Below are 26,387 nucleotides of genomic sequence, written 5' to 3' on the forward strand. Positions count from 1 at the left end.
GTGGAGGAAAACATGAAGTCATTTTCAAAGAAGGTACTGGCTGGAACCACGGTTGCTGCCGTCGCGCTCGCGGGCTCCATCGGCACGCTGGTCGCCCAGGAAAAGCCTGTGATCGCCACCGTGGTCAAGATCAGTGGCATTCCGTGGTTCGACCGCATGAACACCGGCGTCGTCGCCTACCAGGAAGCCAACCCGGGTGTCGTTGCAAGCCAGAGCGGCCCGGCGACGGCGGACTCGGCCCAGCAGCTTCAGATCGTCAATGACCTCGTCGCCAAGGGCGTCAACGCGCTTGCCGTCGTGCCGATGGATCCGGCCGTTCTGGAAGGCACGTTCCAGCGCGCCATGGAGCGAGGCATCGTTGTCGTGACCCATGAAGCCGACAACCAGACGAACACCAACGCTGACGTTGAGGCCTTCGACAATGCCGACTACGGCGCTGCGCTGAACGAGCGCCTGGCCGAGTGCATGGGCAAGGAAGGCAAATGGACAACCTTTGTCGGTTCGCTCGGCAGCCGCACGCACATGCAGTGGGTCGGCGCGGGCGAGGAGAACGCCAAGAAATATACCGGCATGGAGCTCGTCGATCCGAACAACGAATCCTTCGACGACGCCAACGGCACGTACGAGAAGGCCAAGGAAATCCTGCGCAAGCACCCGGATATCAAGGGCTTCCAGACCTCGGCCGGCAACGACGTTCTCGGTGTCGGCCGCGCGATCGACGAGGCGGGCCTGAGCGGCAAGGTTTGCCTCGTCGGGACCGGCCTGCCGAACCCGTCGTCCGACCTTCTGGAATCCGGCGCCATCACGGCGATCGGCTTCTGGGATCCGCAGAAGGCCGGCATGGCGATGAATGCCGTCGCCAAGCTGCTGCTGGAGAAGAAGGACGTCACCGACGGTATGGACCTCGGCGTCGAAGGCTACAACAAGGTCTCGGTCAAGCAGGGTCCGGGCAAGGGCCTGCTTATCCTCGGCAACGGCATGGTGCTCGCCGACAAGGCGACCTACAAGGAACACCTGTTCTAATCCGGCAAACCGTCAGCCGGCCGGGAGGCTTGCCTTCCGGCCGAACCCGTCCGGCGTGGCGACGCGCCGGTCAGCATGAGGACAATTTCCGTGGCGGCACAAGCACATACCGCGCAGCAGTCGGCAGCGCTCCTTGAACTGAGAAACATCCAGAAGTGGTTCGGCGGCGTCCATGCCCTGCGCGGCATCGACCTCACGCTTCAGCCGGGCGAGGCCTATCATCTTCTCGGTGAGAACGGCTGCGGCAAGAGCACCGTCATCAAGATCATGTCGGGCGCCCATGCGCCGACATCGGGGGAGATCGTGCTTGGCGGCGAGTCCTTTTCGTCGCTGACGCCGATCCAGTCGCTCGCCGCCGGCATCGAGACCGTCTACCAGGACTTGTCGCTGCTGCCCAATCTCACCGTCGCCGAGAACGTCGCGCTGAACGAGCAGTTGGTAAACGCCAATGGCCGCCTCGCGCGCCTCTTCGACCGCAAGCGACTGCGGGAAACGGCGGTACGGGCGCTTGCCGCCGCGGGCCTGCCGACCGACGGCGCCTTCCTCAACACCATCGTTTCCGATCTGCCGCTCGCTTCCCGCCAGCTTGTCGCCATCGCGCGGGCAATCGCGACCCGCGCCAAGCTCGTGATCATGGACGAGCCGACCACGTCGCTGACGCGCCGCGAGGTGGACAATCTCATCCGCGTCGTCGAGCGCCTGCGCTCCGAAAACGTCGCCGTGCTCTTCGTTACGCACAAATTGGACGAATGTTACCGCATCGGCGGCCATGCCGTCGTCTTCCGCGACGGCCAGTGCGTCGCGCAGGGGCCGATTGCGAACTACAGCAAGAAGGAACTGGCCGAGCTGATGACCGGCCGTTCCATCGATGCGCAGCGCTATCGCACCGGCAAGCCGTCCGATGTCGAGCTCCTCAAAGTCGATCGTCTTGTCGCCGATGGCGTGCGGGGGATGAGTTTTGCCGTCAAGAAGGGCGAGATCCTCGGCATCACGGGCCTTGCCGATTCCGGGCGCAACGAACTTGCCATGGCCCTGACCGGCGTGGCCCCTGCGACCGCGGGTGTCGTGGCGCTTGATGGCAAGGCGGTATCGGTGCGATCGCCCGCAGAGGCCATCGAGCGAGGCATTGGCTACGTGCCGGAGGACCGGCTTGCCGAAGGCCTCTTCCTCGACAAGTCGATTTTCGAGAACGAGATCGCGCTCATCGTCTCGCGCCTCGCCAATTCGTTAGGCGTCGTCGACCGGGAGGAGGGGCGCGCGATTGCAGCCCGCCTGTCCGAGGAAATGCGCCTCAACACCAGGAATCTCGATCTGCCGGTCGGCGCGCTCTCGGGTGGCAACCAGCAGCGCGTGCTGATCGGCCGCTGGCTGAGCATTGCGCCGAAACTGCTCGTGCTGCATGGGCCGACCGTCGGCGTTGATGTCGGCTCCAAGGATACGATCTACCGGGTCATCCAGGCGCTCGCTGAAGCGGGCATGGGCCTCGTCATCGTCAGCGATGACCTGCCCGAACTCCTGCAGAACGCCGACCGCATCCTCGTCATGAACAGCGGCCGGGTGGTCGCAGAAGTGGATGCGGAGCAGGCAACCGAAGACCAGCTTTACAAGGCGATGCTGACGACCACGACGGAGACTCTGCAATGAGCGTTTCACGGACCGATGAACTCCACGGCGCCGCCGGCCAGTCGCGTTCCTTCAGCTTCGGGGAGCACGTGCGCCGCCGTCCGGAGACCATTACCTTCCTGCTGCTGGTGGCGATCTGCGTGATCGTCGCCGTGGTCAACCCGGCCTTCCTGCAGCCCTCGACGCTCATCGACATCGGCCGCGCCAGCGTGGTCATGGGACTGTTCGCACTCGGCGTCTTCATCATCCTGGCGGCGGGCGGCATTGACGTGTCCTTCACGGCGATTGCGGCTTTCACCATGTATTCGATGACCGTGCTCGTGCAGAGCTATCTGCCCAATCTGCCCATCGTCGTCGTTATCCTCATGGCGACGCTCGGCGGGGCGGCGCTCGGCATCATCAACGGCTTGCTCGTCCATCACCTGAAGGTGCCGTCGCTGATCGTCACCATCGGCACGCAGTATCTCTTCCGCGGCTTCCTGCTCTCCTTCATAGGCACGGTCTGGATCATGTCGCTGCCGCCGCAGATGGGGGCCTTCGGCCGCATGCCGCTCGTCCAGTTCGAATCTGCCAATGGCGCGCTCATCACACTGCCGTTCTATTTCCTCGTCCTGCCCATCGCGGCGTTCGGGACCTGGTGGATACTCAACCGCACGCTGATGGGCCGCGCCATTTTCGCGGTTGGCGGCAATGCCGACATCGCTAGCCGCCTCGGCTACAGCCTGCGCACCGTGCATGTCTTCCTGTTCGGCTATGCGGGCGCGCTCGCGGGCCTTGCCGGGATCATCCATGTCTGCGCCAACCGGCAGGCCAATCCCTTCGATCTCGTCGGTACCGAGATCAACGTCATCGCCGCCGTCGTGCTCGGCGGGGCGCGCATCACCGGCGGCACGGGCACGGTTCTCGGCACTCTTCTCGGCGTGCTCCTGATCGTCGTGCTCAACAGCGTGCTCGTCATGGTCGGCATTCCCAGCACCTGGCAGCGGCTGGTCGTCGGCAGCTTCATCCTGTTGGCCGCCGCCTTCTTCGTCACGCGACAACGCAAGAAATAACCCCCCCATTCCCGGAGGAAATCCATGAAGAAATTCCTGAACGATCCCGTCAATTTCGTCGACGAAATGCTGGAAGGTATCTACAAGGCGCATCCCGCCGTCACCTACACGGCCGATGACCTGCGTTGCCTCGTCACGGCGAAGACCAGGCCCGGCAAGGTCGGTATCGCCACAGGCGGCGGCTCCGGGCATCTCCCGACCTTCCTCGGCTTCGTCGGCGACGGCATGCTGGACGGCGCGGCCGTCGGCGGCGTCTTCCAGTCGCCCAGCGCCGAGCAGATGTACCAGGTGACCAAGCACATCGATCAAGGTGCCGGCGTCCTCTATATTTACGGCAACTATACCGGCGACATCATCAACTTCGACATGGCGGCGGAACTTGCCGATCTCGACGGCATCGCCGTCAAGCAGGTCGTCGGCAATGACGACGTCGCCTCGTCGGTCGTTGGCGAGGAGCACAAGCGTCGCGGCGTTGCCGGCATCTTCTTCATCTACAAGGCTGCCGGCGCGGCCGCCGCGGAAGGCCTTCCGCTCGACCAGGTCGCGCGTCTTGCCGACAAGGCGCGCCTGCGTACCCGCACAATTGGCGTTGCCCTTTCGAGCTGTGTCGTTCCGGAAATCGGCCATGCCACCTTCTCCATCGGCGACGATGAGATGGAAATCGGCATGGGTATCCATGGCGAGCCCGGCATCAGCCGCAAGAAGCTGGCGCCGGCCGATGCCGTGGTCGACGAGATGATGGACCGCATCTTCGCCGAAACGGATTACAAGCAGGGCGACAACGTCGCCGTACTGATGAACGGCCTCGGCGGCACGCCGCTGGAAGAACTTTACATCCTCTTCCGCCGCGTCTCGCAACTACTGGATGTACGTGGTGTCACCGCAAAATACGTCTGGGTCGGCGAGTTCGCCACTTCGATGGAAATGGCCGGCGCCTCGATCTCGATCCTGCATCTCGACGATGAACTGGACCGCCTGGTCGCCGCTCCGGCCAACACACCATTCTTCCAGCACGTTGCGGAGTGATGCCATGACGCTTCAGACATTGAACGCCGCTGACCTCATCGACCTCTTCAAGAGCTGGAAGGGCCTCTTTGCCGAACAGCGCGAATTCCTCATTGCGCTCGATGGCAAGGTGGGCGACAGCGACCTCGGCATCACCATGAGCAAGTCCTTCGCCGCTGCTGCCGAAGCGCTCGAAGCGGAAGGGGAGGCGGCGGGCATCGCCAAGCTGCTGCGCACCGCCGGCGCCACCATGGCTCGTACCGCTCCCTCCACCATGGGAACGCTGACGGCGACCGGGTTCCTGCGCGCAAGCAAGGCCGTGGAAGGCAAGGAAACGCTGAATGCCGCTGATATGGCCGCCTTCTGGCGTGCTTATCGCGACGGTGTCGCCGAGCGCGGCAAGGCCAAGGTCGGCGACAAGACCTTGCTCGACGTGCTCGACCCGATCGCGGTGAGGCTGGAAGCTGAGGCTTCCGGTGGTGCGGCGCTTTCGGATGCGCTCAACGTGACGGCGGATGTGGCGGAACAGGCACTGGAGGGCACCAAGTCCATGCTCGCCCAGCATGGTAAGGCGGCGGCCTTCCAGGAAAAGACCGTCGGTTTGCAGGATGCCGGCGCGACGGTGGGTGCTTTCCTGATCCGCCGCATGGCCGACTTCGTCGCGGGCCGGTAGAACTTTCGGCAACCAGCAATGTCAGCGAGCTTGGCCCATGACCCAGTCCTCGGAATGCAATTCCCGCTACGTCGTAGGTGTCGATGTTGGCACCGGTAGTGCGCGGGCCGGCCTGTTCGACCTTTCGGGCGCCATGCTCGCCTCCGCCAAGCGGGACATTTCGCTGTTCCGCGCGGCGGGCGCGATCGTCGAGCAATCGAGCACGGAAATCTGGGACACTGTCTGCACGAGCGTGCGCGAGGCCGTGGTTAGTGCAGGTGTCGACCCGGCGTCGGTGATCGGTCTCGGCTTCGACGCCACCTGCTCGCTCGTGGTGCTCGGTGAGGGCGGAGCGCCGCTCGCCGTCGGTTCCTCAGAAAAGCCGGAGCGCGACATCATCGTGTGGATGGATCACCGGGCCGTCGGGCAGGCGGAGCGCATCAACGCGATCGGCCATGACGTGCTGCGCTATGTCGGCGGGCGCGTCTCGCCGGAAATGCAGACGCCGAAGCTGCTTTGGCTGAAAGAGAACAGGCCGCAGGTTTTTCGTGCGGCCTGGCAGTTCTTCGATCTCGCCGATTTCCTCACTTGGAAGGCAACGGGCGATCTCGCCCGTTCGACCTGCACCGTCACCTGCAAATGGACCTATCTCGCGCACGAGAAGCGCTGGGATCCGAGCTATTTCGAGAAGGTCGGCCTCGCGGAACTCGCCGAAGAGGGCTTTGGTCGAATCGGTACTGATATTGTCGAGCCGGGCACGCGGCTGGGGCAGGGGCTGACGCCCGACGCGGCGGCGGCCATGGGCCTGAACCCCGGTACGGCAGTTGCTGCGGGCATGATCGACGCCCACGCCGGCGGGATCGGCACGGTCGGCATCGGCGGCCGGTCGACCGAGAACCTCGCCTATGTCTTCGGTACTTCCTCCTGCACCATGACCTCGACGCAGGAGCCTGTCTTCGTGCCCGGAGTATGGGGGCCGTACTACTCGGCCATGCTGCCGGGCCTGTGGCTCAATGAAGGCGGCCAGAGCGCCGCGGGTGCTGCTATCGATCAACTGCTCGCATTCCATCCCGCCGCGCCGGAAGCGGCGGCTCAGGCGTGTGCACGCGGGTGCTCGCTGCCCGTCTTCTTGGCCGAGATGGCTTCCGCCAAGGCTTCCTCATTGTCCGACGCCGTCCATCTTGCCACTGGCCTGCATGTGGTGCCGGAATTCCTCGGCAACCGCGCGCCCTTTGCCGATCCGCATGCAAGGGCTGTCATCGCCGGCCTCGGCATGGAGCGGAATGTCGACAGCCTCGTCGCGCTTTACATCGCCGGTCTGTGTGGCATTGGTTACGGATTGCGGCAGATCATCGAGGCGCAGGCGCGGGAAGGGGCCTTGGTCGAACGCGTGGTGATCAGCGGCGGGGCGGGGCAGAGCGATCTCGTGCGTCAACTGCTTGCCGATGCCTGTGGAAAGCCGGTCGTCGCGCCGCGCGCGCAAGAGCCAGTCCTCCTCGGCTCTGCCATCCTCGGGGTGGTCGCTTCCGGCGCTTTCGCCGATGTCGCAGCCGCCATGGCCGCCCTCAGTTCCGTTTCGATGGTCTATGAGCCGGCAAGCGGCGAGATCGCCGACAGGCATGAAACCCGTTTCCGCTGCTTCGAGGACCTGCAGGCCGCCATGCGTGCGATGCTAGGCATCTAATTGCTGGAACTTGGGATTGGCGGTGTCCTCTTTCCGCACGGAAGAAGCGTTTCCGCGACCTCACTGCCACAGGGATGAAGGGCCGGGGATCTGCCACGGAGGGCGCGCTCGTGCTGGATGCTTATGGATTTATGCGGCGCGCTCTGATCTGGCTGCTTCCAGCGCCTGTAGCTCTTCCAGCTTTTGCCTCACTTCAACCCGGTGAGCCTGGGCTATGTCGCACGTCTCGGTGCAGTCTCTGTTCTTGCTAATTGACGGGTCGGGCAGCACGCGCACGGGTTGCCTTCAGCGGCATCGCATTGCATTTCGGCCAGCGTGTCCGCCACTGATACCTAAAAATAGACGAGATAGATCGTCCCCATCCATCTTTGCAATGTCTCCAGTTCCAGTCGCGAGTATGTTCGCGATGCGGTTCACGTCAATTCGGTGGAAGGCTTCAATTCCCGGACCCGCCGCACCATTGCCGGTGTGTTTCATCATATCAGTCCGCAGCACGCCGATCTCTATTTCCACGATGCGACCAACTTCTATTCGATGAAGAGCGTTGGTGGGCGACCGATGGGCGTAGCGGCGCTGGGCTTCATCTCAGGAAGCGGGCGGTCGTCTTCGATGCGACCTCATCTGCAGACACGCCATCAGCCAGTTCGATCAGCGAAAATGGTGCGGCAGGAGATTGGCGCTCAAAGACGCAAAGATCCGTTATGATCATGTCCACGACGTCGCGGCCGGTCAGCGGCAGGCTGCAGGAGGGTATGAACTTCAGCGAGCCATCCTTTGACACGTGTTCCATCAGCACGACGATCTTTTTGACGCCCGCGACCAGGTCCATGGCTCCGCCCATCCCCTTGATCATTTTGCCTGGGATCATCCAGTTGGCAATATCGCCACTTTCGCTGACCTCCATGGCGCCGAGGACCGTCGAGTCGATGTGGCCACCGCGGATCATGGCGAAACTGTCGGAGCTCGAAAAATAACTGCTACTTGCCAACTCGCTGATTGTTTGCTTGCCTGCGTTGATCAAATCGGGATCCTCTTCCCCTTCGAAGGGGAAAGGTCCAATTCCAAGCATGCCGTTTTCAGACTGAAGCGTGACCTCAATGCCCGGCGGAATAGGCTCGCGACCGCGCGAACTCAGCCTGGCTGATCTTTTTCTTATGCATCCGCGCAATGACGCGTCGTTCATTCATACTCAACTGCACAAACGAGCGGGCCACGTCCATCCTCCAGAGACCATGGCCAATTTGTCTCTGTTGCATTTGAAAATGGAATCCGCCCCCGCAAATGTCGTACTAATCATGTGCGTCCTCTACGATAACATCCTGACATATATTGCTTTATTTAGCCTGGGATCCCGCTGACGCCAGTTGCATATTGCTAGCTACTTGTGACATTGCTCGCGGCGGTGGCGACATCGTCGCGACCGCACAGGCAAGATCCAGCCGGTCGGCCGGGCAAGATCGTCGAGTAAAAAGAACCGGGCCGGGTATTCACCGCAAATGCGATCAACGGCATCCGAGTGCAAAAGGGCGGGGTGCTTGTCGAGCTCGATCCGACGACCCGCGGGCAGAAGAGTAGGCACTGAAGCTGCGCCTTGACGCGTTGTGCACTGCGATCGTCGGCGGCAGGCGCAGCGGGACACGGTCGCTGCCTGGGCCAAGAGCGAGCCCTGGGTAGGCGCCGGCGGGCCGGCCCGGCCTGCGTCCGACGTGACTGAAGACGCGTTTCAATAGTATTTTGGAGAGACTAAGGATGTTTGGTTATGTTGCAGGGCTGCCAGCTTTTCTCGCCTATTTCGCTATCGGCTTAGCTGCCTATGCGATCTTTGCGACCGTCTACACCCACCTCACTCCCCATGCGGAGGCCAAATTGATCCGATCGGGAAACCTGGCTGCCGTCACCGCGTTCATGGGTGCCCTGATCGGGTTCAGTTTGCCGCTTGCCTCGGCCGCAGCCAATTCAGTGAGCATTCTCGATTACGTCATCTGGGCGGTCATTGGCATTGTCATGCAAGTGCTCGCCTTCTTCCTCGCGGGATTCACAATGCCAGGTCTCCACGAGAAGATAACGCGGGGGGATATGGCCGCGGGTCTCTGGGGCGGAGGAATTGCCCTGGCGGGCGGCATTCTCAATGCCGCTTGCATGACCTACTGAGGAAGCTCCGATGCGCAGACGACTTTCCGGCCGCACGCCTCCTATCCTTGCCCTCGGCACCATTGCGGCCTCCGGCCTTGCGTTGGCGAGTTGCGGCGACAACCCACCTGCCGAAGATGTCATGTTCAAATCCGTAGACCAGTGCATGCAGGCCGGCATGGATGAGCAAGTTTGCCGGACCGCTTATCAGGACGCTATGCGCGCCCATCTGGCGGGCGCTCCGCGGTTCGATCGTCGCGCCGCATGCGAAGCAGAATACGGGTGGGCACAATGCACTCAGGCGCGCGGCGCCGACGGCAGCGGAAGCGCGGGCAGTTTCTTCATCCCCTTTATGGCAGGATACATGCTGTCTACCGGGTTCGAGAAAATTGACGATTATTACAAGTACCGCCGCCGAGAGGAGGAGCAGGGAGGCGGTGGTGGTGGTGGAGGGTACTCCGGCTCCCCCATCTATAGAACGCGCTCCGGCCAAACAGTGACGACGACGCCCGCGCCTGCCCGCGGCTCGCAGAGCGCCAGCGCCTCGTCTTCCCGATACAGTGTAAAGCCAGTCAATGTGAACACACGAACCGTGGCGCGCCAAGGATTTGGCGGACGTTCGTTCTCGTTTGGATTTGGCGGCTGACATGCACCGAATAAGTCTGCCGGCACGCCCGGATTGGCAGGACAAGGCACGTGCCGTCGGCTTTGGCTTCCACGAAATGTATGGCGAGCCGTATTGGCTTGATGACGCGGCCTACGTGTTTACGCTTGAGGAGATTGAAACCCAAATCGAAGGTCCGAGCGAGGAACTTCACGCAATGTGCATGGAACTCGTCACAGACATTGTGGGGAGTGATGAAAAGCTTCATCGGTTAGCGATCCCGGAAGAGTTCCGTGAGGTCGTTCGTCGCTCCTGGCAACAGGGCGAGCGACATCTCTATGGCCGGTTTGATTTGGCCTATGACGGCAGCGGACCCGCCAAACTTCTCGAGTACAATGCTGACACACCGACTTCGATTTTCGAGTCGGCTTTCTTTCAGAATAATTGGCTGACGGATCAGGTTGCGCTCGGTGTTTTGCCGGCCAATGCCGATCAGTTCAACTCCCTGCAGGAGAGCTTGGTCGAAGCTTTCCAACAATTCGACACAAGCTCCATTTTCCATTTCGCCGCAATGACAGACAATGAGGAAGATCGCGGCACGACGGTCTATCTCATGGATTGCGCTGTGCAAGGCGGTCACCGCGTCGAGCTACTCGACGTTCGTGATATTGGCGTGGATGGCATTGGCCGCTTCACGGATTTGAAGGACCGCGTCATCGATCGATGTTTCAAACTCTATCCCTGGGAATTTATGTTTCGGGAGGGCTTCAGCTCTCATCTGCCCCAATCAGGATCGATCTTCGTTGAACCCGCCTGGAAGGCGGTTCTCGCAAATAAAGGTCTTCTTGCATTCTTGTGGGAGCGGTATCCGAACCATCCAAACCTTCTGCCGAGTTTTTTTCCCGACGATCCCCCACCGCTTTCAAACTACGTCCGCAAGCCATTGCTTTCCCGTGAAGGCGAGAATGTAAGTGTCTATCGCGACGGCAGGGAGTTCCTGTCTCTGGGGGGCAGCTACGGCGACGAAGGCTTCGTGATACAAGCGTATGCGCCGCTGTTTCACAGTGAGGCTGGCTACGCGGTGCTGGGGAGCTGGATTGTCGGCGACCGTTCTTGTGGCCTCGGCATCCGCGAGGATCGTACTTGCATCACCGCGAATTTGTCGCGGTTTGTACCCCACATAATCTTAGACTGACCTATGGAAGGAGAGGTCGTAGTCGTACCGCTTCTTCAAACCTCAGAGCGTCGCGTGGGAGTGAGTGGCATTCTCGTTCCGTACTGAAGAGATGGCATAATGGATCGAAGGGAACTGCCGGCGCGGCGAGCCACGAAAATAGAGGTAGTCTTTATTCGTCGCCGATTTGAACCGCTGGCCCGGTACTATCATCGCACCGGAGACACCATCATCTGAAATGAGAGTAGAATCCGTCTGAGGACACGAAGTGTGCTCCTACGAGCGGTGGTGCGCATCGGCTCGTAGTAAAAAGCGGCTGCGCGCGTTGCGCCTTGGGTCAAAGTTTGTGAGCTATCGATGACGCCAGGACCAGAAAATTACAAGGAGCTTCTGCTGTTTCTGGCGACGGCCGGCGTAATAGTGCCTCTGTTTGGGCGGTTAAAATTGAGCCCGGTCTTTGGATTTCTCGCCGCCGGCATGATGCTTGGCCCCTTCGGTCTCGGAGCTCTCGCGAGAGATTGGCCGTGGCTCTCTGCAATCTCCATAACAGATGTCGGACAGATCGCGCATCTTGCTGAATTCGGCGTAGCATTCCTGCTCTTCATGATCGCGCTCGAGCTGTCGTGGAGCCGCCTTCTGCTAATGCGCAAACTCGTCTTCGGGCTAGGGGGCTTGCAGGTTCTCGCCTCAACAGCCGTCCTCGCGACCGTCGCGGGCTTGCTGGGTCAAACTCCAGCTTCGGCGGTGGTGCTTGGCAGCGCGCTCGCGATGTCATCGACGGCTATCATTCTGCCGTCGCTTGTCGAGCGCAAACTGCTGAACACCACGGTTGGACGCGCAAGTTTCGCCGTGCTGCTCTTCCAGGACCTTGCGGTGGCGCCTCTCCTTTTCATGGTGACGATGTTGGGTGCTCGTGGAGGGACGGGACTCGGCGCCGGCTTTTTGTATGCGCTAGCGCCTGCCGCAGTTGCGTTATTCGCAATGGCCGGGCTGGGTCGCCTAATTCTTCGGCCCCTGTTTAAGCTGGTCGCGACAACAAAGAGCAGCGAGTTGTTCGTCGCAGCATGCCTCCTGGTCGTGATCGGCTCTGGCCTTGTCACAGCGCTCAGTGGTCAGTCCATGGCTCTGGGCGCCTTCATCGCGGGCCTCCTGCTGGCTGAAACCGAGTATCGTCGGCAGATCGAGGTCACGATCCAACCCTTCCAGGGTCTTCTGCTTGGCCTCTTCTTCGTCTCGGTTGGAGCCCGTCTGGATCTTTCGGAGATCATCGCCAACCCGTTCGTTACAGTGGGTGTCGCGATCGGCTTGTTTGCCATAAAGGCAGTTATCCTGTTCCCCATCGCGCGCCTATCGGGCTTGACGAACCGGAGTGCCGGCGAGCTGGCGGTTGTACTGGGCCCCGGCGGCGAGTTCGCATTGATCCTTATCGGTGCAGCTGTGGCGGGCAACGTCGTCCTTGACGAAGCCGGCGCCACTGCCACCGTCGCGGCTACTTTGACGATGGTTGGCATCCCCCTGCTGATCCGTATACTGGGCCGCGGTCGAGCATATGCCGGTATGGATGAACCTGCATTCGCGGGATTGACGCCCCAGCATGACGATGGTCTGGAGCGCGTGATCGTCGTCGGATACGGGCGTGTCGGACAGTTGGTCGCCGAGATGCTCACACGGCACGGATTGAGGTTCCTCGCAATCGACGCCGATCCCGTGCTCGTCGCCAATGAGCGAGCTCGCGGTCCTACGATCTATTATGGCGATGCCACCCGGATCGAGTTGCTTCGACGTTGTGGAATCCAGAACGCCCGCGCGCTTGTCGTGACCTTGGACAATGCCGAGGCGGTTGAATCTATCGTCCGCGCTGCGAGATCGGAGCGGTCGGAACTTCCCATCGTCGCCCGCGCGCGGGATGCGGTGCACGCAACTGAATTGTACGAGCTGAAAGTCACTGATGCAGTGCCGGAGACCATCGAAGCCAGCCTCCAGCTCTCGCAAGCAGTGCTCGTTGGCATCGGCATTCCGATGGGCCTGGTGATTGCATCCATACACGAGAAACGGGATGAATTTCGCAAGATGCTGCAGCCCACGGACGGATCCGGCAGAGAACGACATGCCATCCGCGCTGCGCAGGCAAAACGTGACCTGCCTCGTAGGCCGCGCTCAGGCTCCGATGCGCATGAGCACACTCGGGATCGTTAATTCAAAGGAACGCTCGACTGCTTCATTCGATGAAGGGAACACCGCGGTCGGCGTACGCCTCGGCCTTGGAGCAGGAGATCTGGCCCTTCAGGTCGGTCCTGACCGGATCCGAAGGCTACAGCGCCGCGCGTCTATTTAGACGCGCAAAGGTCGCTGTAACACTTTGAATTGCTGCATAATTTTGCCCTTAAATCGATTCCGATTTAAGGAATTATGCAGTAGACACTCAGTGCAAATTCTTGAGGTTGATGGTTGTGCTGAATTCGCCGTTCATTAGTCGCCTCAGGTGAAAGCCAGCGAGCGGGTCCTCCGGATTGCGACCAACCAGCGCAGCGAATGAAGCTACAGCACGAGGATCACCGGTCTCCAGCTCTTCGAAGGCAGCCATGTACGCCTGCGTTGCGCCGCTGGCATAGATTTCGGCCTCGAGCGGCTCGAAAGCGCGGATCGGCTCCACCCTGCCTCTGAGCAGGAGGTCGCCAACAGGGCGACCGCAGAACCCCTGCATGTTCGCTGCGAGGCTGCCGCTCACGCAAATACGTGTGCCAAGCGACTTGTTGGCCGCTTCCAAGCGCGCGGCAACATTGATGGTGTCACCGTAGGCGCTATAGTCGAAGAACTTTCCTCCGCCGAAGTTGCCGACTACGGCCGTGCCGGCATGCGCACCAATCCGGGTGTGGCCAAGGGCTATTCCCTTTCTGCACCAGTGTTCACGGAAAGACCGTGCGAAGGCGTCAAGTGCGAATGAACAGGCGATCGCGCGACTGGCATGGTCCGGCTGATCAACCGGTGCGCCGAAAAGTACGTGGAGTGCATCGCCAATGATCTTGGCGACAGTACCGTCGTGGGCGAACACGATGTCAGTCATGCCGACGATGTAATCGTTGAGGAGCTGCCCAAGCACGTTCGGCTCGATTGTTTCCGCCAGTGTGGTGAACCCCGTCAGATCGGTAAAGAGCGACGCAACATCTCGGCGTTTTCCGCCAAGATCGAGGGCGTCGGCGCTGCTGGCCAGGCGTTCGGCGAGATTTGGCGAAAAGTAACGGGAAAGTGACGCACGTGCCTGCTCGGCGGCCGACTGCCGGCGCTGCGCCTCACGCAACGTCTCCACGTGGTGGATCGTCTTGACGATCGTCGCCTCCAGGTCGGGAAAATCGATCGGCTTCGTCACGAAATCATAGGCGCCGCGATTCATCGCGATCCGGATGTTGGGCATATCGCTGTAGGCCGAGACGATTATCGTGGACAGATCCACGTCCCTCTGCTGAAGCTTGGCCAGCAGCGACAGGCCATCCATACGCGGCATGTTGATGTCGCTCAGCACAATATCCACGTCGTGGTTGGCAGCAAGCACTGCCAAGGCGTCAACTCCGTCGCAGGCGAACAGGAAACGCAGTAATCCGTCGCGGATCTGCTTCCGGAATTTCTGGAGAAGAAGCATCTCCAGGTCCGGCTCGTCGTCAACAACGAGGATACTTGTGCTCATGCGGCGCGCCCAACTCGACTGTCGATTTCTTCTCGCAACGCGATAAAGTCGATCGGCTTGGTCAGCAACGCCTCCGCACCACTTTCCATGGCTCGTCGCTTCGTATCCGGATCGCCATAGGCAGTGATCATGATCACCGGCACATCAGGCCGTACGGTCCTCGCCTTCGGCAGAAGTTCGAACCCGCTCATACCGGGCATGTTGACGTCGGACAGGATGAGAATGAGCATGACGTCGCCCGCATCGGCGATCCGCTCGAGTGCGGATGATGCTGATCGCGCGAACTCCATGACAAAGCGACCAGCGCGCAGGTCATGGCGGAACTGTTGTTTGAAAAGCAGTTCGACGTCGGGCTCGTCATCGACCACCAGAATGAGGAGGCTCATGATTTGCCCTCCGGCGTTGCCATCGCCGGGGTTAACCGCGGCAGTCGAATGCGAAACTCGGTGTACTGACCGGGTTCTGTTTCCACCTCGATGGAACCGGCATGCTGCTTGACGATGATGTCGTGGCTGAGTGACAGGCCGAGGCCAGTCCCCTCGCCAGCGGGTTTGGTCGTGAAGAAAGGATTGAACATTTTCTCCCTCACCTCTGGCGGGATTCCGACACCATTATCGCGGATAGTGATCTCAACGCTGTCTCCGAGGTCCCTGGTCACCGCCGCAAGCGTCGGCTCATAACTGTCACCGGGGTCGGATGCTGCGCGTTTGCTCGTCGCATAGAAGCCGTTTGAGATGAGGTTGAGAAGCACGCGTGTGATCTCCTGCGGGTATAGATCGATCTCCCCGGCCACCGGATCGAGCGATTTCCTTAGGGAGATCGTGAACCCCTGCTTCTCCGCTCGAGCCCCATGATAGGCGAGATTGAGGCTCTCCTCGACGATGGCGTTGATATTGGTCGGCCTGCGCTCGCCCGCTCCCTGACGCGAATGCATAAGCATGTTCTTGACGATTGAATCGGCGCGTTTGCCGTGCTGGACGATCTTTTTAAGGTTACCCTTTATCGTCTCGGCGAGTGCGTCGATCTCGGAGCGCGGCCCGCCGTCGAGCGCCTGCTGAAGCTCTTCGATCAATTCGACCGACAGCGCCGAGAAATTGTTCACGAAGTTCAACGGGTTCTTGATCTCGTGTGCAATTCCGGCGGTAAGCTGTCCGAGTGAGGCGAGTTTTTCCGTCTGGATCAATCGGTCCTGCGTAGCCTTGAGTTCTTCGAGGGAGTGCGACAGTTCGTCGGTTCTCGCCCGCACTTCCTGAAATAGACGCACATTCTCGATGGCAATCACGGCCTGGTCGGCAAAGGTAGATGCCAACTCGATCTGCTTGTCCGTGAATGGCCGCACGGTGGAACGGGTCAATGCGAGCACCCCGATCGGGCTACCCTCGCGCAGGAGCGGCACGCCAAGTACGGTACGAAACCCGCCAAGTCTTTGCGCTTCCGGCATGGCGTACTCGGGATCGTGGAGGACGTCGGCCACCTGGACCGGCCGGATCTCAAGCAGGGTTCGCCCGACTATGCTCCCGCGCCCCGGCTCCAGCGGGAGCGCTCGGAAATATTGGTCGAATTCCTGAGAGAAGCCGTAGCTGGACACTGGATAATGCGCGTCACCCATCGGCCGGGTCATCGTCGCCATGTCCGCCTCGCAAAGACGGGCACCGGACGCCACCAGAGTATCCAAAACCGATTGCAGGTCGAACGCGGAGCGGCTGATGACCTTCAGTACGTCAGCCGTCGCGGTTTGCTGTTCTAGCGCCTCGGCTAGCTCGGCCGTCCGCGCTTTCACCTCGTCGAAAAGCCGCACGTTCTCAATCGCTATGACCGCTTGGTCGGCAAAGGTCTGGAGAAGGTCGATCTGCTTTTCAGTAAATGGCTTGACTTCAGTTCGGCGTATGACGAGCCCACCAATAGCTTGCTGCTGTCGCAGCAAGGGCGCCGCTAAAATCGTGCGATGCCCCATCCGCACGGCCATGCTCTGGCCGTCCGGGTATTCGTCGGCGTCGGCCGTCAGGTCAGGCACATGAATAGGTTTTCTGTCAACGACGGCCCGTCCGGTCACCCAACCCCGTGACACCGGCCAGCCTGCGAAATCGATCGGAATTGGCCCGTGATGCGCTCTCAAGTAGAGAGTGTCTCCATCCTTTAGGAAAATGGCCGCATCATAGGCCTCGCAAAGTCGCACGGCCGATTCGACAAGCGTATCAAGTACCGTCTGGAGATCGAAGGTCGACCGACTGATGACCTTCAGAACATCGGCTGTCGCCGTTTGTTGCTGCAGCGCCTCCTTCAGGTCGAGATTCCGTTCTTCCAAATCGGAAAACAGTCGAACATTCTCGATTGCTATCCCGGCCTGATCGGCGAAGGTCTTGAGAACTTCGACCTGGCGATCGGGGAACAATCCTGGTTCGCTTCGTGCCACGACAATGGTTCCGATCGCGACGCCGCCGCGTATGATGGGCACTGCCACCAGGCTTCTGTAGTTCGAGGATTGACTGCCGATGACGGTGTCGGCCGTGTATTCCGGATCGGCGAGCCAGTCTTCTATCTGCTCTACTGATCGGCTGAGGATCGAACGGCCGGCCGCGCTGCCTCGACCGGGCGGGGCTGGAAGCACCGCGCCTTCGGGTTCCAGCCGGTGGTGCGCCACGAAATGCAACAGTTCGCCATCATAGCGAAACACGTGGCAGAACTGCGCGCCGCAAAGCCGGGCTGCACGCTGCGCGATCGTGTCGAACACGGGCTGCGCATCGGTCGGTGAGGTCGAGATGACGCGAAGTATTTCACTTGTCGCCGTCTGCTGTTCGAGCGCCTCGCCAATCTCTCGGTTGTGCGCTTGCGCCTCCTCGAAAAGACGAACGTTCTCGATGGCGATCACCGCCTGATCAGCGAATGTTCGCAGCAGCTCAACCTGTCGCTCTGGAAAGACGCCGATCGCGCGCCGAGTGACGGCGATCGATCCAATCGGACGTCCCTTTCGTAACAGCGGCACGCCCATGGCGCTACGGTACGACACGATCTCCGCCAGCTGGAGCATCTGATAATCTGGGTCGGAAAAGACGTCGGGGATCTGCTCGATGACACCGCTGATAAAAGCTCTGCCCGTGACGTTGCCTTTATTTGGTCGTTGCGGAAACCTGGCACGTACTGCTTCAATGCCTTCGCGCGATATGCCGTGATAGGCGACTGGGTGTAGGAACTCTCCGTCGAACTGAAATACGAAACAAAATTCCGCCGCGCATAGCCTTGCTACGCTTTTCGCTATCGCATCGAAGACGGGCTGCGCGGAGTTGGTCGAGATCGGAATGACGCGCAGTATTTCGCTCGCCGCCGTCTGTTGCTCGAGGGCCTCGTCAAGCTCCCGCTTCAGCAGTTCGACCTGTTGTCTGAGACTGACGCTTGATTCATCCGCCTCGCGCCCCTCCACTGCAGTATCCCCCATGCAATCAGCTTGCGTCGAGTGCTACCGCCCCCACCACGGGGTGCGCCATGGCCGGTATGTCTGCCAGGATGGATAGAATACTCCATCTGATCAGTTGTGACGAGGTTACTTCACTGCCATGGGCATCTGAGCCTGGAAGACGTAATTGCTGCCACAATAATCCCTTTCGGACGGCTGCAGAGTGTCGATCTTTCCCGTTTCCGGTTCCATCGTCGCAGAAGGGTCAGCACCGGAAATTCCCAGCGTTATCGGCGAATGGCAGCAACGGGTCGAACTTGGCCTTCAGCGTGGCCAGATGGCGGCGCCTCCTTCGAAGCGCGGCAAGGGCGAACACCTTTCCTGGGTTGCTCTTCCTTTTCAGAACCAGATCCATCAGGTATGGCAGATAGCCCCTACCGGGCAGGGCCGCCGTCGAGGCCATTGGCAACGTTCCGACAGCTGAAGCCGCCGCGCAGTATTACGCCAGGGTGGTCAGTCCAAGCCGATCCAGACGGAGCCGTCCTGTACGCGGCACGGGTAAACAACCAACTTGGCGCGGTTTTTCGAAATATCTCCCGCGTATTCATAGCCAGGCGCAGTGCCATCCTGCTGTAATTGCGCCCACTGCCTGATTTCGCCGGTGAGCAGGTCAAAACAGCTTTGATGCCATCGGCAGACGAGGCCAAGATCGCTGGTAATGGTACTTTCGGTGTGTGGGAGTTGCAGCCCTTTTGTCTGGGCTGGACTGCGGCGCTCGTATAGCGGCAAGTGAAGATGTGGGCAGGCGTTGTTGAAGGCGCAATAACCATCCGCTTCGCGAACTATGACGATGTCGTAGTCGTCGAAGTCGAGAATCCGTCTTTCGTGGAGCTGGAGGTCTTGTTCAGCAAGAGCGCAAACCCACCTTCGGCCGCCATGTCGGATGGTTTCGCGGGAGGGCTTGGCGTTGAGCTCGGCGTCGATTTCGGGCCTTAGCCTGTCTACTTCGAATAGCGTCGAGCGCTCGCTTGTACCGCGAAGGCGCACTCTGACGAAGTCAGCAATCTCCACCTTATCGGCAAGCGCGTTACGGAGCGATTCGGATATCAGCAACCGCGTACCGGCATCTTTATTGGCGGCCTCGATCCGGCTCGCCACATTCACAACGTCACCAATGGCCGTTAGTCGTCCATGTCCGGCAAAACCCAATGTTCCGATGACAGCCTCGCCGTAGTTGAGGCCGATGCGGATCTCGAAGTCGATCCCATACATCGAGGCAAAGAACGGCTTCAATCGATCCACGGTGCAGAGAGTCTGAAGGGCTGCATTGACGGCGCGGAGCGGTGCGTCAGGTCGACCATCTATGCCGAATATGGCCATGAGCCCGTCACCAATGAAACTGTCGATGAAGCCGCCATTCTTCTCGATGATGTCGCCGACCTGGGCGAAGTAGCGATTGAGTAGGTACATCACGTCGTAGGCAGAGAGCTTCTCCGACAGCGCCGTGAAATCGACAATGTCGCTGAAGAACACCGTGATGTGCTTGGCTTCTCCAGAACGTGTCGCGGCAGTTGCACCAAGTTGGTTGGTGATCATCATGTCGGTTTCGTCCAACACCAGCCGCCGGACACGAAGGTCGCCTTGGGGTTTAAGCTGGCAAGCCAACCGAACCTCGTCCGTCAAACGCAATCGGTCCGCCATCGAAGCCTCAGTGGCATTCCGATTTGGGCAGGCCTCCAAGCCAGAGAGGATCCAGACACGGCAGGTCGAGCATTTCGCCCGCCCGCCGCATGCATGCGCGAACGGCAAGCCCGATCTCAAGGCCGCCTCCAGCAAGGTCTCGCCGGCGGTCACGTCGAAGTCCGTCTGATCCGGCAGGGCGGTTACTCTGGTCATCTCCGACTCCGCAGGTTGGTCCCAATTCTAACACCAAGAGAACAGGCGATCGAATCTTGTACGGGCCGGGAGGCCGCAAAGCCCGTGGGTGATCTCGGGGGGGCCTTAACGATTGGCGCTGGTCGCGATGGTATCGGCGGCATGACCAAACACTAGACCGATCTCATATCTCACCGTTGTGGGCGCCACTGCGCGCTTGCCGATATCATCACCCATGCAGTGTGGCTGTATTTTCGGTTTCCGCGGCGGCCTGCATGTGATTGCGTAAAATTTGCGCTGAACGTGTCACCTCACCGCTGTTGTCGCAGGTCGTTTGACAACAGCCAATGATTCCCGGATCGTCTGATGAGGGTGGTCTTGCTTCGCGGAAGGCTAGGGGAGGCGCCGGCGCGCTATCGCGTGCAGCCTGCCGTGGACCTCTTCTAAAAGCCAAGCACCATTCGAAGCAAACCGGGAGGATGGCATGAGCGACCACGTCTATAAGAAAGTGGAACTTGTCGGAAGTTCGAAGACCTCCGTCACAGAGGCGATCGAGACTGCGATTGAGCGGGCATCGAAGACCATGAGAAATCTCGAATGGTTCGAGGTTGATCAGATCCGGGGACACATCAAAGATGGCGAAGTTGCGCACTATCAGGTGGTCGTGAAAGTCGGGTTTAGGATTGACGACTGAGGCATGATCCAACCGAAGCCAGAGCAGATCCGCGGCCTTGAGGGCTGCGGCCGCGCCGATATTCGCCCCGAAGATCCCGATCGGCAGCCCTCGCCTCTCTTGCGCCGCCAAGACCCAATTGTAGGCACCAACCAGTCTTCCGGCCAGAAGCGGGATATCGAAGACATGGGCGCGGTCTGCAGCCTCCCTCTCACTCAGGAGGTCGAAGAGCAAGCTCGCAACGCCGTGCCGCCGCAGCGTCTCGGCAAGGTAGACATTACGCGGGCCCTTATGACTCGACCCACTGCCATGAGCGAACACAATGACACCGAGGGTTTTACGGATTTCGAAGGCAGCCTGGTAAACCGAACGGCGAAATCTCGACATCGATCACCTCGGCTTGGTCTGCAGCCATATGGTCATCTTGCCGGATGCTATGGCTAGCCCTTGATACATATGACGGGCCGCATGCGCGCCACACGCCGGGCAAGACCGGCCCGCTCGGCGGCCAGCACGACGGCTTCGACATCCTTGTAGGCGCCGGGCGCTTCTTCTGCCACGCCACGGCTGGAGGGGCTGCAGATGAGAATTCCCCGCACAGCGAGCTCGTCAACGATTTGGCGGCCGCTCCAGAGCTTGAGTGCCGCATGGCGTGACATCGCCCTGCCGGCACCATGGCATGCGGACGAAAACGCCTTCTCCTCGCTCGTCGGCTCGCCGGCCAGCACATAGGAGGCGGTGCCCATGCTCCCGCCGATAAGGACCGGCTGCCCGACGGCGCGGAATGCTTGCGGAACGACCGGATGGCCGGCCCCGAGCGAACGGGTTGCGCCTTTGCGGTGAACGAAAAGCTCACGGCGCTTGCCGCCCACCACGTGCGACTCGAGCTTGCAGGTGTTGTGCGAAACGTCGAACAGTAGTTCGAGGCTGGCCTGCGGAAAGTAGCGGCCAAAGACCTGCCGGCTGTAATGGCCGAGAATCTCCCGATTTGCCAATGCGCAGTTGATCCCGGCGCGCATCGCCCCGAGGTATCGCTCCCCCAACTTGGACTTGATGGGCGCACAGGCCAGTTCGCGGTCCGGAAGGATGATCCCTGCAGCCGGTGCAGTACTCGCCATTTCCTTCAGGAACTCACTGCCGATCTGATGGCCGAGCCCGCGCGAGCCGCAATGAATTGTCACGACGACGCCCTCGACACGCAAGCCGAATGCGTCAGCGGCCTGTTCATCGAAGATCTCAGCCACGGCCTGCACTTCGAGATAGTGGTTGCCGGAGCCCAACGTGCCCATTTCCCGCCGCTGGCGCTCCTTGGCGCGATCCGAGACAAAATCCGGCCTGGCGCCTTCCATTCGGCCGCCGTCTTCAATCCGGTCCAGGTCGTGCTCCTCGCCCCAGCCACGCTCTACGGCCCAGCGCGCGCCCCCCGTGAGCATCGCGTCCATCTCGGCATCGTCGAGCGTCATCTCTCCCCTGCTTCCGACGCCTGCGGGGATTTGCCGGAACAGAGTTTCGGCCAAAGCCTCCTGTACCGGCAGAATATCCTCTACCGACAGGCCGGTGAGCATCGTGCGCACCCCGCATGAGATGTCGAAGCCGACGCCGCCGGCGGAGACCACGCCTCCTTCCTCCGGATCGAAGGCGGCCACACCGCCGATCGGAAACCCATAGCCCCAATGGGCATCGGGCATCGCTATCGAGGCAGACACGATTCCTGGCAGGGTCGCGACATTGCAGGCCTGCTGACCGACCTTATCGTCCATCTCGCTGATGAGTTGCTCATCCGCGAAGATGATCGCCGGCACGCGCATCGCTCCGGTCGGTTCGATGCGCCAGGTGACCGGATCAATCTGCGTGAAGCCAGCCGGATCCATTGAAGCGCCTCATACGTCGATCACGCACTGTGCGGTCCAGATGCCACTGTCGTCTCGCGCCACCTTCAATGCCGTGAGCGTGGCACCCTTCGGTTCGCAAGCTGGTGCGTGCCGCACCACGTCAACGGGTTCGCCCCAAAGCGAGCCCTGCAGAAAGAGCCCCTCTATGCGCACCGCGAAGCACCCAAAAAGCACCTTACGGGTCGCTATCTCGTAAATGATGGCGTCGAGCCAGTCCACGAAGAGCAATTCCAGGTCGCATTGACGGCATTCTACCTCAACCCGGATATCCGCGGCGATCGGACTGTAGGTGACAATCCGGGTCAGGCCCAAGGCGGCCTGCTCGAAGGCCTCCACAACAGACCGACCACTTCCGCGCACCCCGATGTCGGCGTCATGATGGAAATGCTCCCAGCCGAACCCGGATATCTGGCCCGTGGCGTTCATTGCAGGCCATCCCTTCCACCGACCTGCCGAACACTCCTGAGTGAAAGGCCGGTGCGTGCGAAACCATACCATGCTGCCCTCTCCCCGTCGAGAAAACAGGCCGTGCCAGCCATGGGACTTGGCCTGCGGCAAGAGTTCGCCGAGCGTGCGCGACCTGCCGCCTTCGCTTGTCATCGGCCGTTGACTGCAGGAGGGACCGTGCCGCTACGCCACGACTTGTGGCGGTTCCGGCTTTGCCAGCCCGCCGAGATCGGGTTCGCCGCAGCGGGCGAGGATTGCGCTGCGTACCGCGTCGCGCAGCCGCAGAACGGATCCGAAGTCCGTGCCCGACGGCGCAATCGGCTCGCCGATCTCGACGCTGAGCGGCACATGTCTCGGAAACCATTGATTGCTTCGGAGCATCGATCTCGTTCCACGAATGACCCCCGGCAGGATCGCAAGGCCGGCTTCCGCCGCTACCTTGAACGCACCGAGATAGAAGCCTGAAAGACCGGCTCTGCGGGTGAGGGTACCCTCCGGAAAGAAGACCAGCACACGGCCCTCGCGGGCAAGACCTGTCAACGCCTCGGCATCCTGGAGGCTCGCGGAAACGTCGTAGCGTTCGACGAAGGGAATACCGAGGCGCCGCAGCAGCGGGCCTGCGACGAAGTGCTCGGCCAGTTCCCTCTTGGCGACGATCGCCGGTTCGCCCGGAAGGCCGGCCGCCAGAACGAGCGCATCTGCATAGCTCGAATGATTGAAGACCAGCATCGCGCCGCTCTTCGGGATGCGCTCCGTTCCCCCGGTGGAGACGGACACGCCCATGACTGCGAACGCCGTGCGCGCAATCCACCGAACGGCACGCCAGCGCCAGGGGAGACGCGGGATAACGAGCACGGCGAGGGATCCGAGCAGCAGTGCAACGCCAAGAACCGTCCACCACCAGGCTGCATACAGCGCCTCCCGAAAGAGCCGCGCAGAGCGCCACATCTGAGGGACGGCACTCAACAGTATCAAGCGTGTGAATTGCAGCGCGAGGCTGTGTGGGGCGGATCCCATGCGGCCCGCCTCGTAGAGCGCTTTCGAGGCGCTCCTGCGGATCTTGCCGCTCGATGTCTTGGGCACCGACCGCGGCGGGACCAGGACAACCTCGTCGGCCGGCGTGCCTGCGATGTCGGTCGTGACGTCGATCACGCGCGCCTGCAGCGATGCCCGTGAAGCCGGATCGGTCTGGGCCGTCTCGGCGACGACCACCACTCGCTCAGTGCCGGAGTCCGGATCGGATGTACCGAAGACCACGACCCCTCCCTTGCGTATTCCCGGCAAGGCCGCCGCCGCCTCTTCGATTTCTTGCGGATAGAGATGGCGACCGGCACGAATGATGATGTCCTTGACGCGGCCCGTGACGAAGACGTCGCCCCCGGCCATATAGGCGCGATCGCCGCTGTCGAGCCAGTCGTCATGGAAGAGCGCGCGGGTCTTTTCGTCGTTTCGGAAATAGCCGGCCGTCGCCGAGGGACCACGGAACTCGAGCCTTCCTTCCCGCCGTTCCTCGAGTTCATGGCCCGCTTCATCGACAATCCGAATCTCATGGCCGGGCAATGGCTGGCCGCAGGCCACGATTTCAAGGGCCGTATGGTCTTCCGGGCTGGCAGGTTCTGCCACGCCGCTTGTGGCCAAGCGATCGCGGTCGACGCGATCGACAACAGGTGGGCGTTCCAGCGGCGGAAAGGCGAGGCCCACCGAACTCTCAGCAAGCCCATAGACCGGGGCCACCGCCTCAGCGGAAACGCCGTAACGGCCGAACCGCTCGATGAACCTGCGAAGCGTGCGCGCGCTCACCGGCTCCGCGCCATTAGCGACCATACGCAGCGAAGAGAGATCGAGGCCCTCCAGGTCGGCGTCGGCAACCTTATTGAGGCAAATTTCGAAGCCGAAATTCGGCGAAGCGGAGAAGGTCGCCCGAAAGTTGTGCATCGCCCACAGCCAGGTTGCCGGCCTTCCAAGGAAGCTCAGAGGCGACATCGCGTAAAGCGGCGCGGCATAGTAGAGGCATCCCAGCCACGCGCCGATGAGACCCATGTCGTGGTAGAGCGGCAGCCAGCTCACGACGATGTCGGCCGAACTCGCCTGCATGGCGCCGCCCATCGCACGAATGTTGGAAAGCAGATTGGCGTGGCTCAGCACGACCCCTTTCGGGTCGCCCGTACTGCCGGAGGTATATTGAATGAGCGCGACGGCATTCGGGTCGCAAGATTGGGGAAGGTCCACCGCTGCTGCCGCGCTCTCTATATCGGCGACGCAATCGACCGCGTTCAAGGTGTCCACAAGCGCTCTGAGTAGTCCGGCGAGCCGCCGTGCCTCCGGCATCGTGATAAGCAGGCGGGCGCCCGCATTGCCGAGAATGCCGGTCTGGCGGCGGACATGCTCCTCAAGCTGTGCAAGCCGTGTCGGGGGGTATATCGGAACCGGAATGGCGCCGGCGTAAAGGATCCCGAAGAACGCGACGAAGAAATCGATGCCGGTTGGCAGCATCAGTGCCACCCGGTCACCCGGAACAACGCCGCGGGCAATCAGGCTACCGGCAATCCGGCGCGCTCTCGTCGCAAGTTCTCCATAGGTCAGGGCTCCGAGACTGGTCACCTCGTCCTGCAACACGGTCAGATGACGGCGGTCGGAATGCCGCGTCGCATGCCACTCCAGAGCCTCGACCAGTGTGCGCGCCTCAGTCGCGGCCGGTGCGGACGGCAGAACGGCAGCCGGCCGCGGACCAGCGGCGATCCGCTCCCCCGCTGGCTGTGCCCGCTCCAAGGCTTGCACAAGGTCAAGGACCGTCTCCGCCCCGGCGACGATTTCGGCGGGCAAATGCACGCGAAATGCGCGCTCGATCCGCAAGGCCAGTTCAGTCCGGCCGAGGCTGTCGATGCCGAGATCGCGTTCGATGCGGCTCGAAGGGACGACATCCATGGCTCGATCGTGCCGAAGATGCACTTCGCGCACAAATTCCTCAACGATCGCAATCATGTCGCGACCGCGCAAGTCCTGCTCTTGAACAGGTGAAATCGGTTGCCCAGCTTCCGTCGCCATAAGCAAACATTATAGCGCAACGCGTCGCGTTCGTCTTGGTGCGTATCAGTAACGGAATTGCCGGCCACGGTTCTTTTGCGTGGAAACTATTGGAGGCACTGCAAGCCCGCTTACCTAATCCATCGCATATAGAGCACGGCCACGTCAGTATCAGCCGTCCGTTCGGCCGTTGCTCCACACCGGCGTCCATTTTCGCGGTCCCGCGTCCACGGACATTTGTTCTTTTCCTGCTCCCTCCGCGATCGCTTAGGGACTATACTTGTTTGTAGCATCTGTTGCAGTGAGGATCGTTGTTGCTCGCTGCCGTTGGCCTGGACGGTTTGATGCAACACACCGCAGCTGAAGACACTGCCGACTGACCGTCGCCATGGAATCGAAGCGTCACGCCTCCGTCATGACATCTGGTCAGGAACGTTTCAGGAGCCTTGAGGGTAG

Annotated in this window: 21 protein-coding genes and 1 pseudogene; 14 read left to right on the top strand and 8 right to left on the bottom strand. The window is 61.1% G+C overall.

What is annotated here, in order from left to right; all coding sequences use genetic code 11:
* Nucleotides 1–12 precede the first annotated feature (12 nt).
* From BC363_RS16675 to BC363_RS33545, 7 genes and pseudogenes are all read left to right on the top strand, one after another.
* Nucleotides 13–1,023, top strand: coding sequence for a substrate-binding domain-containing protein (locus BC363_RS16675; protein ID WP_065784739.1), 1,011 nt, complete (start codon nt 13–15; stop codon nt 1,021–1,023).
* Between the two features lie 90 nt (nt 1,024–1,113).
* The gene (locus tag BC363_RS16680) at nt 1,114–2,667 is read left to right on the top strand and encodes a sugar ABC transporter ATP-binding protein (protein ID WP_244512993.1); all 1,554 of its coding nucleotides are present in this window, start codon (nt 1,114–1,116) and stop codon (nt 2,665–2,667) included.
* Complete coding sequence (locus tag BC363_RS16685; RefSeq protein ID WP_065784699.1) at nt 2,664–3,698, top strand: ABC transporter permease; 1,035 nt, start codon at nt 2,664–2,666, stop codon at nt 3,696–3,698. Before BC363_RS16680 ends, BC363_RS16685 begins: the two co-directional genes overlap by 4 nt.
* 24 nt (nt 3,699–3,722) lie before the next feature.
* Complete coding sequence (locus tag BC363_RS16690) at nt 3,723–4,724, top strand: dihydroxyacetone kinase subunit DhaK (RefSeq protein WP_065784700.1); 1,002 nt, start codon at nt 3,723–3,725, stop codon at nt 4,722–4,724.
* Between the two features lie 4 nt (nt 4,725–4,728).
* Nucleotides 4,729–5,376, top strand: coding sequence for a dihydroxyacetone kinase subunit L (locus BC363_RS16695; protein ID WP_065784701.1), 648 nt, complete (start codon nt 4,729–4,731; stop codon nt 5,374–5,376).
* A gap of 37 nt (nt 5,377–5,413) precedes the next feature.
* Entirely contained in the window at nt 5,414–7,039 is a 1,626-nt protein-coding gene (locus BC363_RS16700) for an FGGY-family carbohydrate kinase (protein ID WP_065784702.1), read from the top strand.
* Nucleotides 7,040–7,423: 384 nt separating this feature from the next.
* Nucleotides 7,424–7,555: pseudogene (locus BC363_RS33545) on the top strand (transposase); the annotation flags it as partial.
* A 64-nt stretch (nt 7,556–7,619) separates the two neighbouring features.
* On the opposite strand, the gene BC363_RS16705 reads toward BC363_RS33545, so the two are convergent.
* Nucleotides 7,620–8,222, bottom strand: coding sequence for a 3-oxoacid CoA-transferase subunit B (locus tag BC363_RS16705; protein ID WP_083223568.1), 603 nt, complete (start codon nt 8,220–8,222; stop codon nt 7,620–7,622).
* A 566-nt stretch (nt 8,223–8,788) separates the two neighbouring features.
* Between BC363_RS16705 and BC363_RS16710 the strand changes: the two genes are divergently transcribed.
* The 4 genes from BC363_RS16710 (at nt 8,789) to BC363_RS16725 (ending at nt 13,143) form a co-directional block, all read left to right on the top strand.
* Entirely contained in the window at nt 8,789–9,190 is a 402-nt protein-coding gene (locus BC363_RS16710; protein ID WP_065784703.1) for a DUF350 domain-containing protein, read from the top strand.
* 10 nt (nt 9,191–9,200) lie between these two features.
* Complete coding sequence (locus BC363_RS16715) at nt 9,201–9,815, top strand: DUF1190 domain-containing protein (RefSeq protein ID WP_065784704.1); 615 nt, start codon at nt 9,201–9,203, stop codon at nt 9,813–9,815.
* Between the two features lies 1 nt (nt 9,816).
* Complete coding sequence (locus BC363_RS16720; protein ID WP_065784705.1) at nt 9,817–10,968, top strand: glutathionylspermidine synthase family protein; 1,152 nt, start codon at nt 9,817–9,819, stop codon at nt 10,966–10,968.
* 336 nt (nt 10,969–11,304) lie between these two features.
* Nucleotides 11,305–13,143 carry a cation:proton antiporter gene (locus BC363_RS16725; RefSeq protein ID WP_065784706.1) on the top strand — a complete coding sequence of 613 codons (1,839 nt, stop codon included), beginning with the start codon at nt 11,305–11,307 and terminating at the stop codon, nt 13,141–13,143.
* Nucleotides 13,144–13,369: 226 nt separating this feature from the next.
* Here BC363_RS16725 and BC363_RS16730 read toward each other — a convergent pair whose 3' ends face one another.
* The 3 genes from BC363_RS16730 to BC363_RS16740 are packed head-to-tail and all read right to left on the bottom strand — an operon-like array spanning nt 13,370 to nt 18,047.
* Nucleotides 13,370–14,629, bottom strand: coding sequence for an adenylate/guanylate cyclase domain-containing protein (locus tag BC363_RS16730; protein ID WP_065793312.1), 1,260 nt, complete (start codon nt 14,627–14,629; stop codon nt 13,370–13,372).
* A complete protein-coding gene (locus tag BC363_RS16735; RefSeq protein ID WP_065784707.1) occupies nt 14,626–15,015 on the bottom strand; it encodes a response regulator in 390 nt (129 codons plus the stop codon). Before BC363_RS16735 ends, BC363_RS16730 begins: the two co-directional genes overlap by 4 nt.
* Complete coding sequence (locus BC363_RS16740; RefSeq protein ID WP_244519892.1) at nt 15,012–18,047, bottom strand: GAF domain-containing protein; 3,036 nt, start codon at nt 18,045–18,047, stop codon at nt 15,012–15,014. The genes BC363_RS16735 and BC363_RS16740 overlap by 4 nt, the downstream gene beginning before the upstream one ends.
* A gap of 196 nt (nt 18,048–18,243) precedes the next feature.
* Here BC363_RS16740 and BC363_RS35140 point away from each other — a divergent pair, with 196 nt between their 5' ends.
* On the top strand, nt 18,244–18,504 hold the full coding sequence (locus BC363_RS35140) for a hypothetical protein (RefSeq protein ID WP_161952469.1): 261 nt from the start codon (nt 18,244–18,246) through the stop codon (nt 18,502–18,504).
* Nucleotides 18,505–18,533: 29 nt separating this feature from the next.
* On the opposite strand, the gene BC363_RS16750 is transcribed toward BC363_RS35140, so the two are convergent.
* Entirely contained in the window at nt 18,534–19,916 is a 1,383-nt protein-coding gene (locus BC363_RS16750; RefSeq protein WP_065784710.1) for an adenylate/guanylate cyclase domain-containing protein, read from the bottom strand.
* Between the two features lie 463 nt (nt 19,917–20,379).
* Between BC363_RS16750 and BC363_RS16755 the strand changes: the two genes are divergently transcribed.
* Both BC363_RS16755 and BC363_RS35475 read left to right on the top strand, forming a co-directional pair.
* On the top strand, nt 20,380–20,589 hold the full coding sequence (locus BC363_RS16755) for a dodecin (protein ID WP_065784711.1): 210 nt from the start codon (nt 20,380–20,382) through the stop codon (nt 20,587–20,589).
* Nucleotides 20,590–20,592: 3 nt separating this feature from the next.
* Nucleotides 20,593–21,012 (top strand): hypothetical protein, encoded by a 420-nt coding sequence (locus BC363_RS35475; protein ID WP_065784712.1) that lies wholly within the window; start codon nt 20,593–20,595, stop codon nt 21,010–21,012.
* Here the strand turns inward: BC363_RS35475 and BC363_RS16765 are convergent.
* From BC363_RS16765 to BC363_RS16775, 3 genes are all read right to left on the bottom strand, one after another.
* Nucleotides 21,009–22,439, bottom strand: a complete 1,431-nt coding sequence (locus BC363_RS16765) for an RtcB family protein (RefSeq protein WP_065784713.1) — start codon at nt 22,437–22,439, stop codon at nt 21,009–21,011. The two genes, BC363_RS35475 and BC363_RS16765, sit on opposite strands and share 4 nt — an antisense overlap.
* Before the next feature lie 9 nt (nt 22,440–22,448).
* Nucleotides 22,449–22,886, bottom strand: coding sequence for an archease (locus BC363_RS16770; protein ID WP_065784714.1), 438 nt, complete (start codon nt 22,884–22,886; stop codon nt 22,449–22,451).
* 204 nt (nt 22,887–23,090) lie between these two features.
* Nucleotides 23,091–25,889: an AMP-binding protein gene (locus BC363_RS16775; RefSeq protein WP_244519893.1), complete on the bottom strand. Its 2,799-nt coding sequence runs from the start codon at nt 25,887–25,889 to the stop codon at nt 23,091–23,093.
* Between the last annotated feature and the right edge of the window lie 498 nt (nt 25,890–26,387).

It is taken from the genome of Ensifer sp. LC384, from assembly GCF_001695865.1.
Taxonomy (GTDB): Bacteria; Pseudomonadota; Alphaproteobacteria; order Rhizobiales; family Rhizobiaceae; genus Ensifer.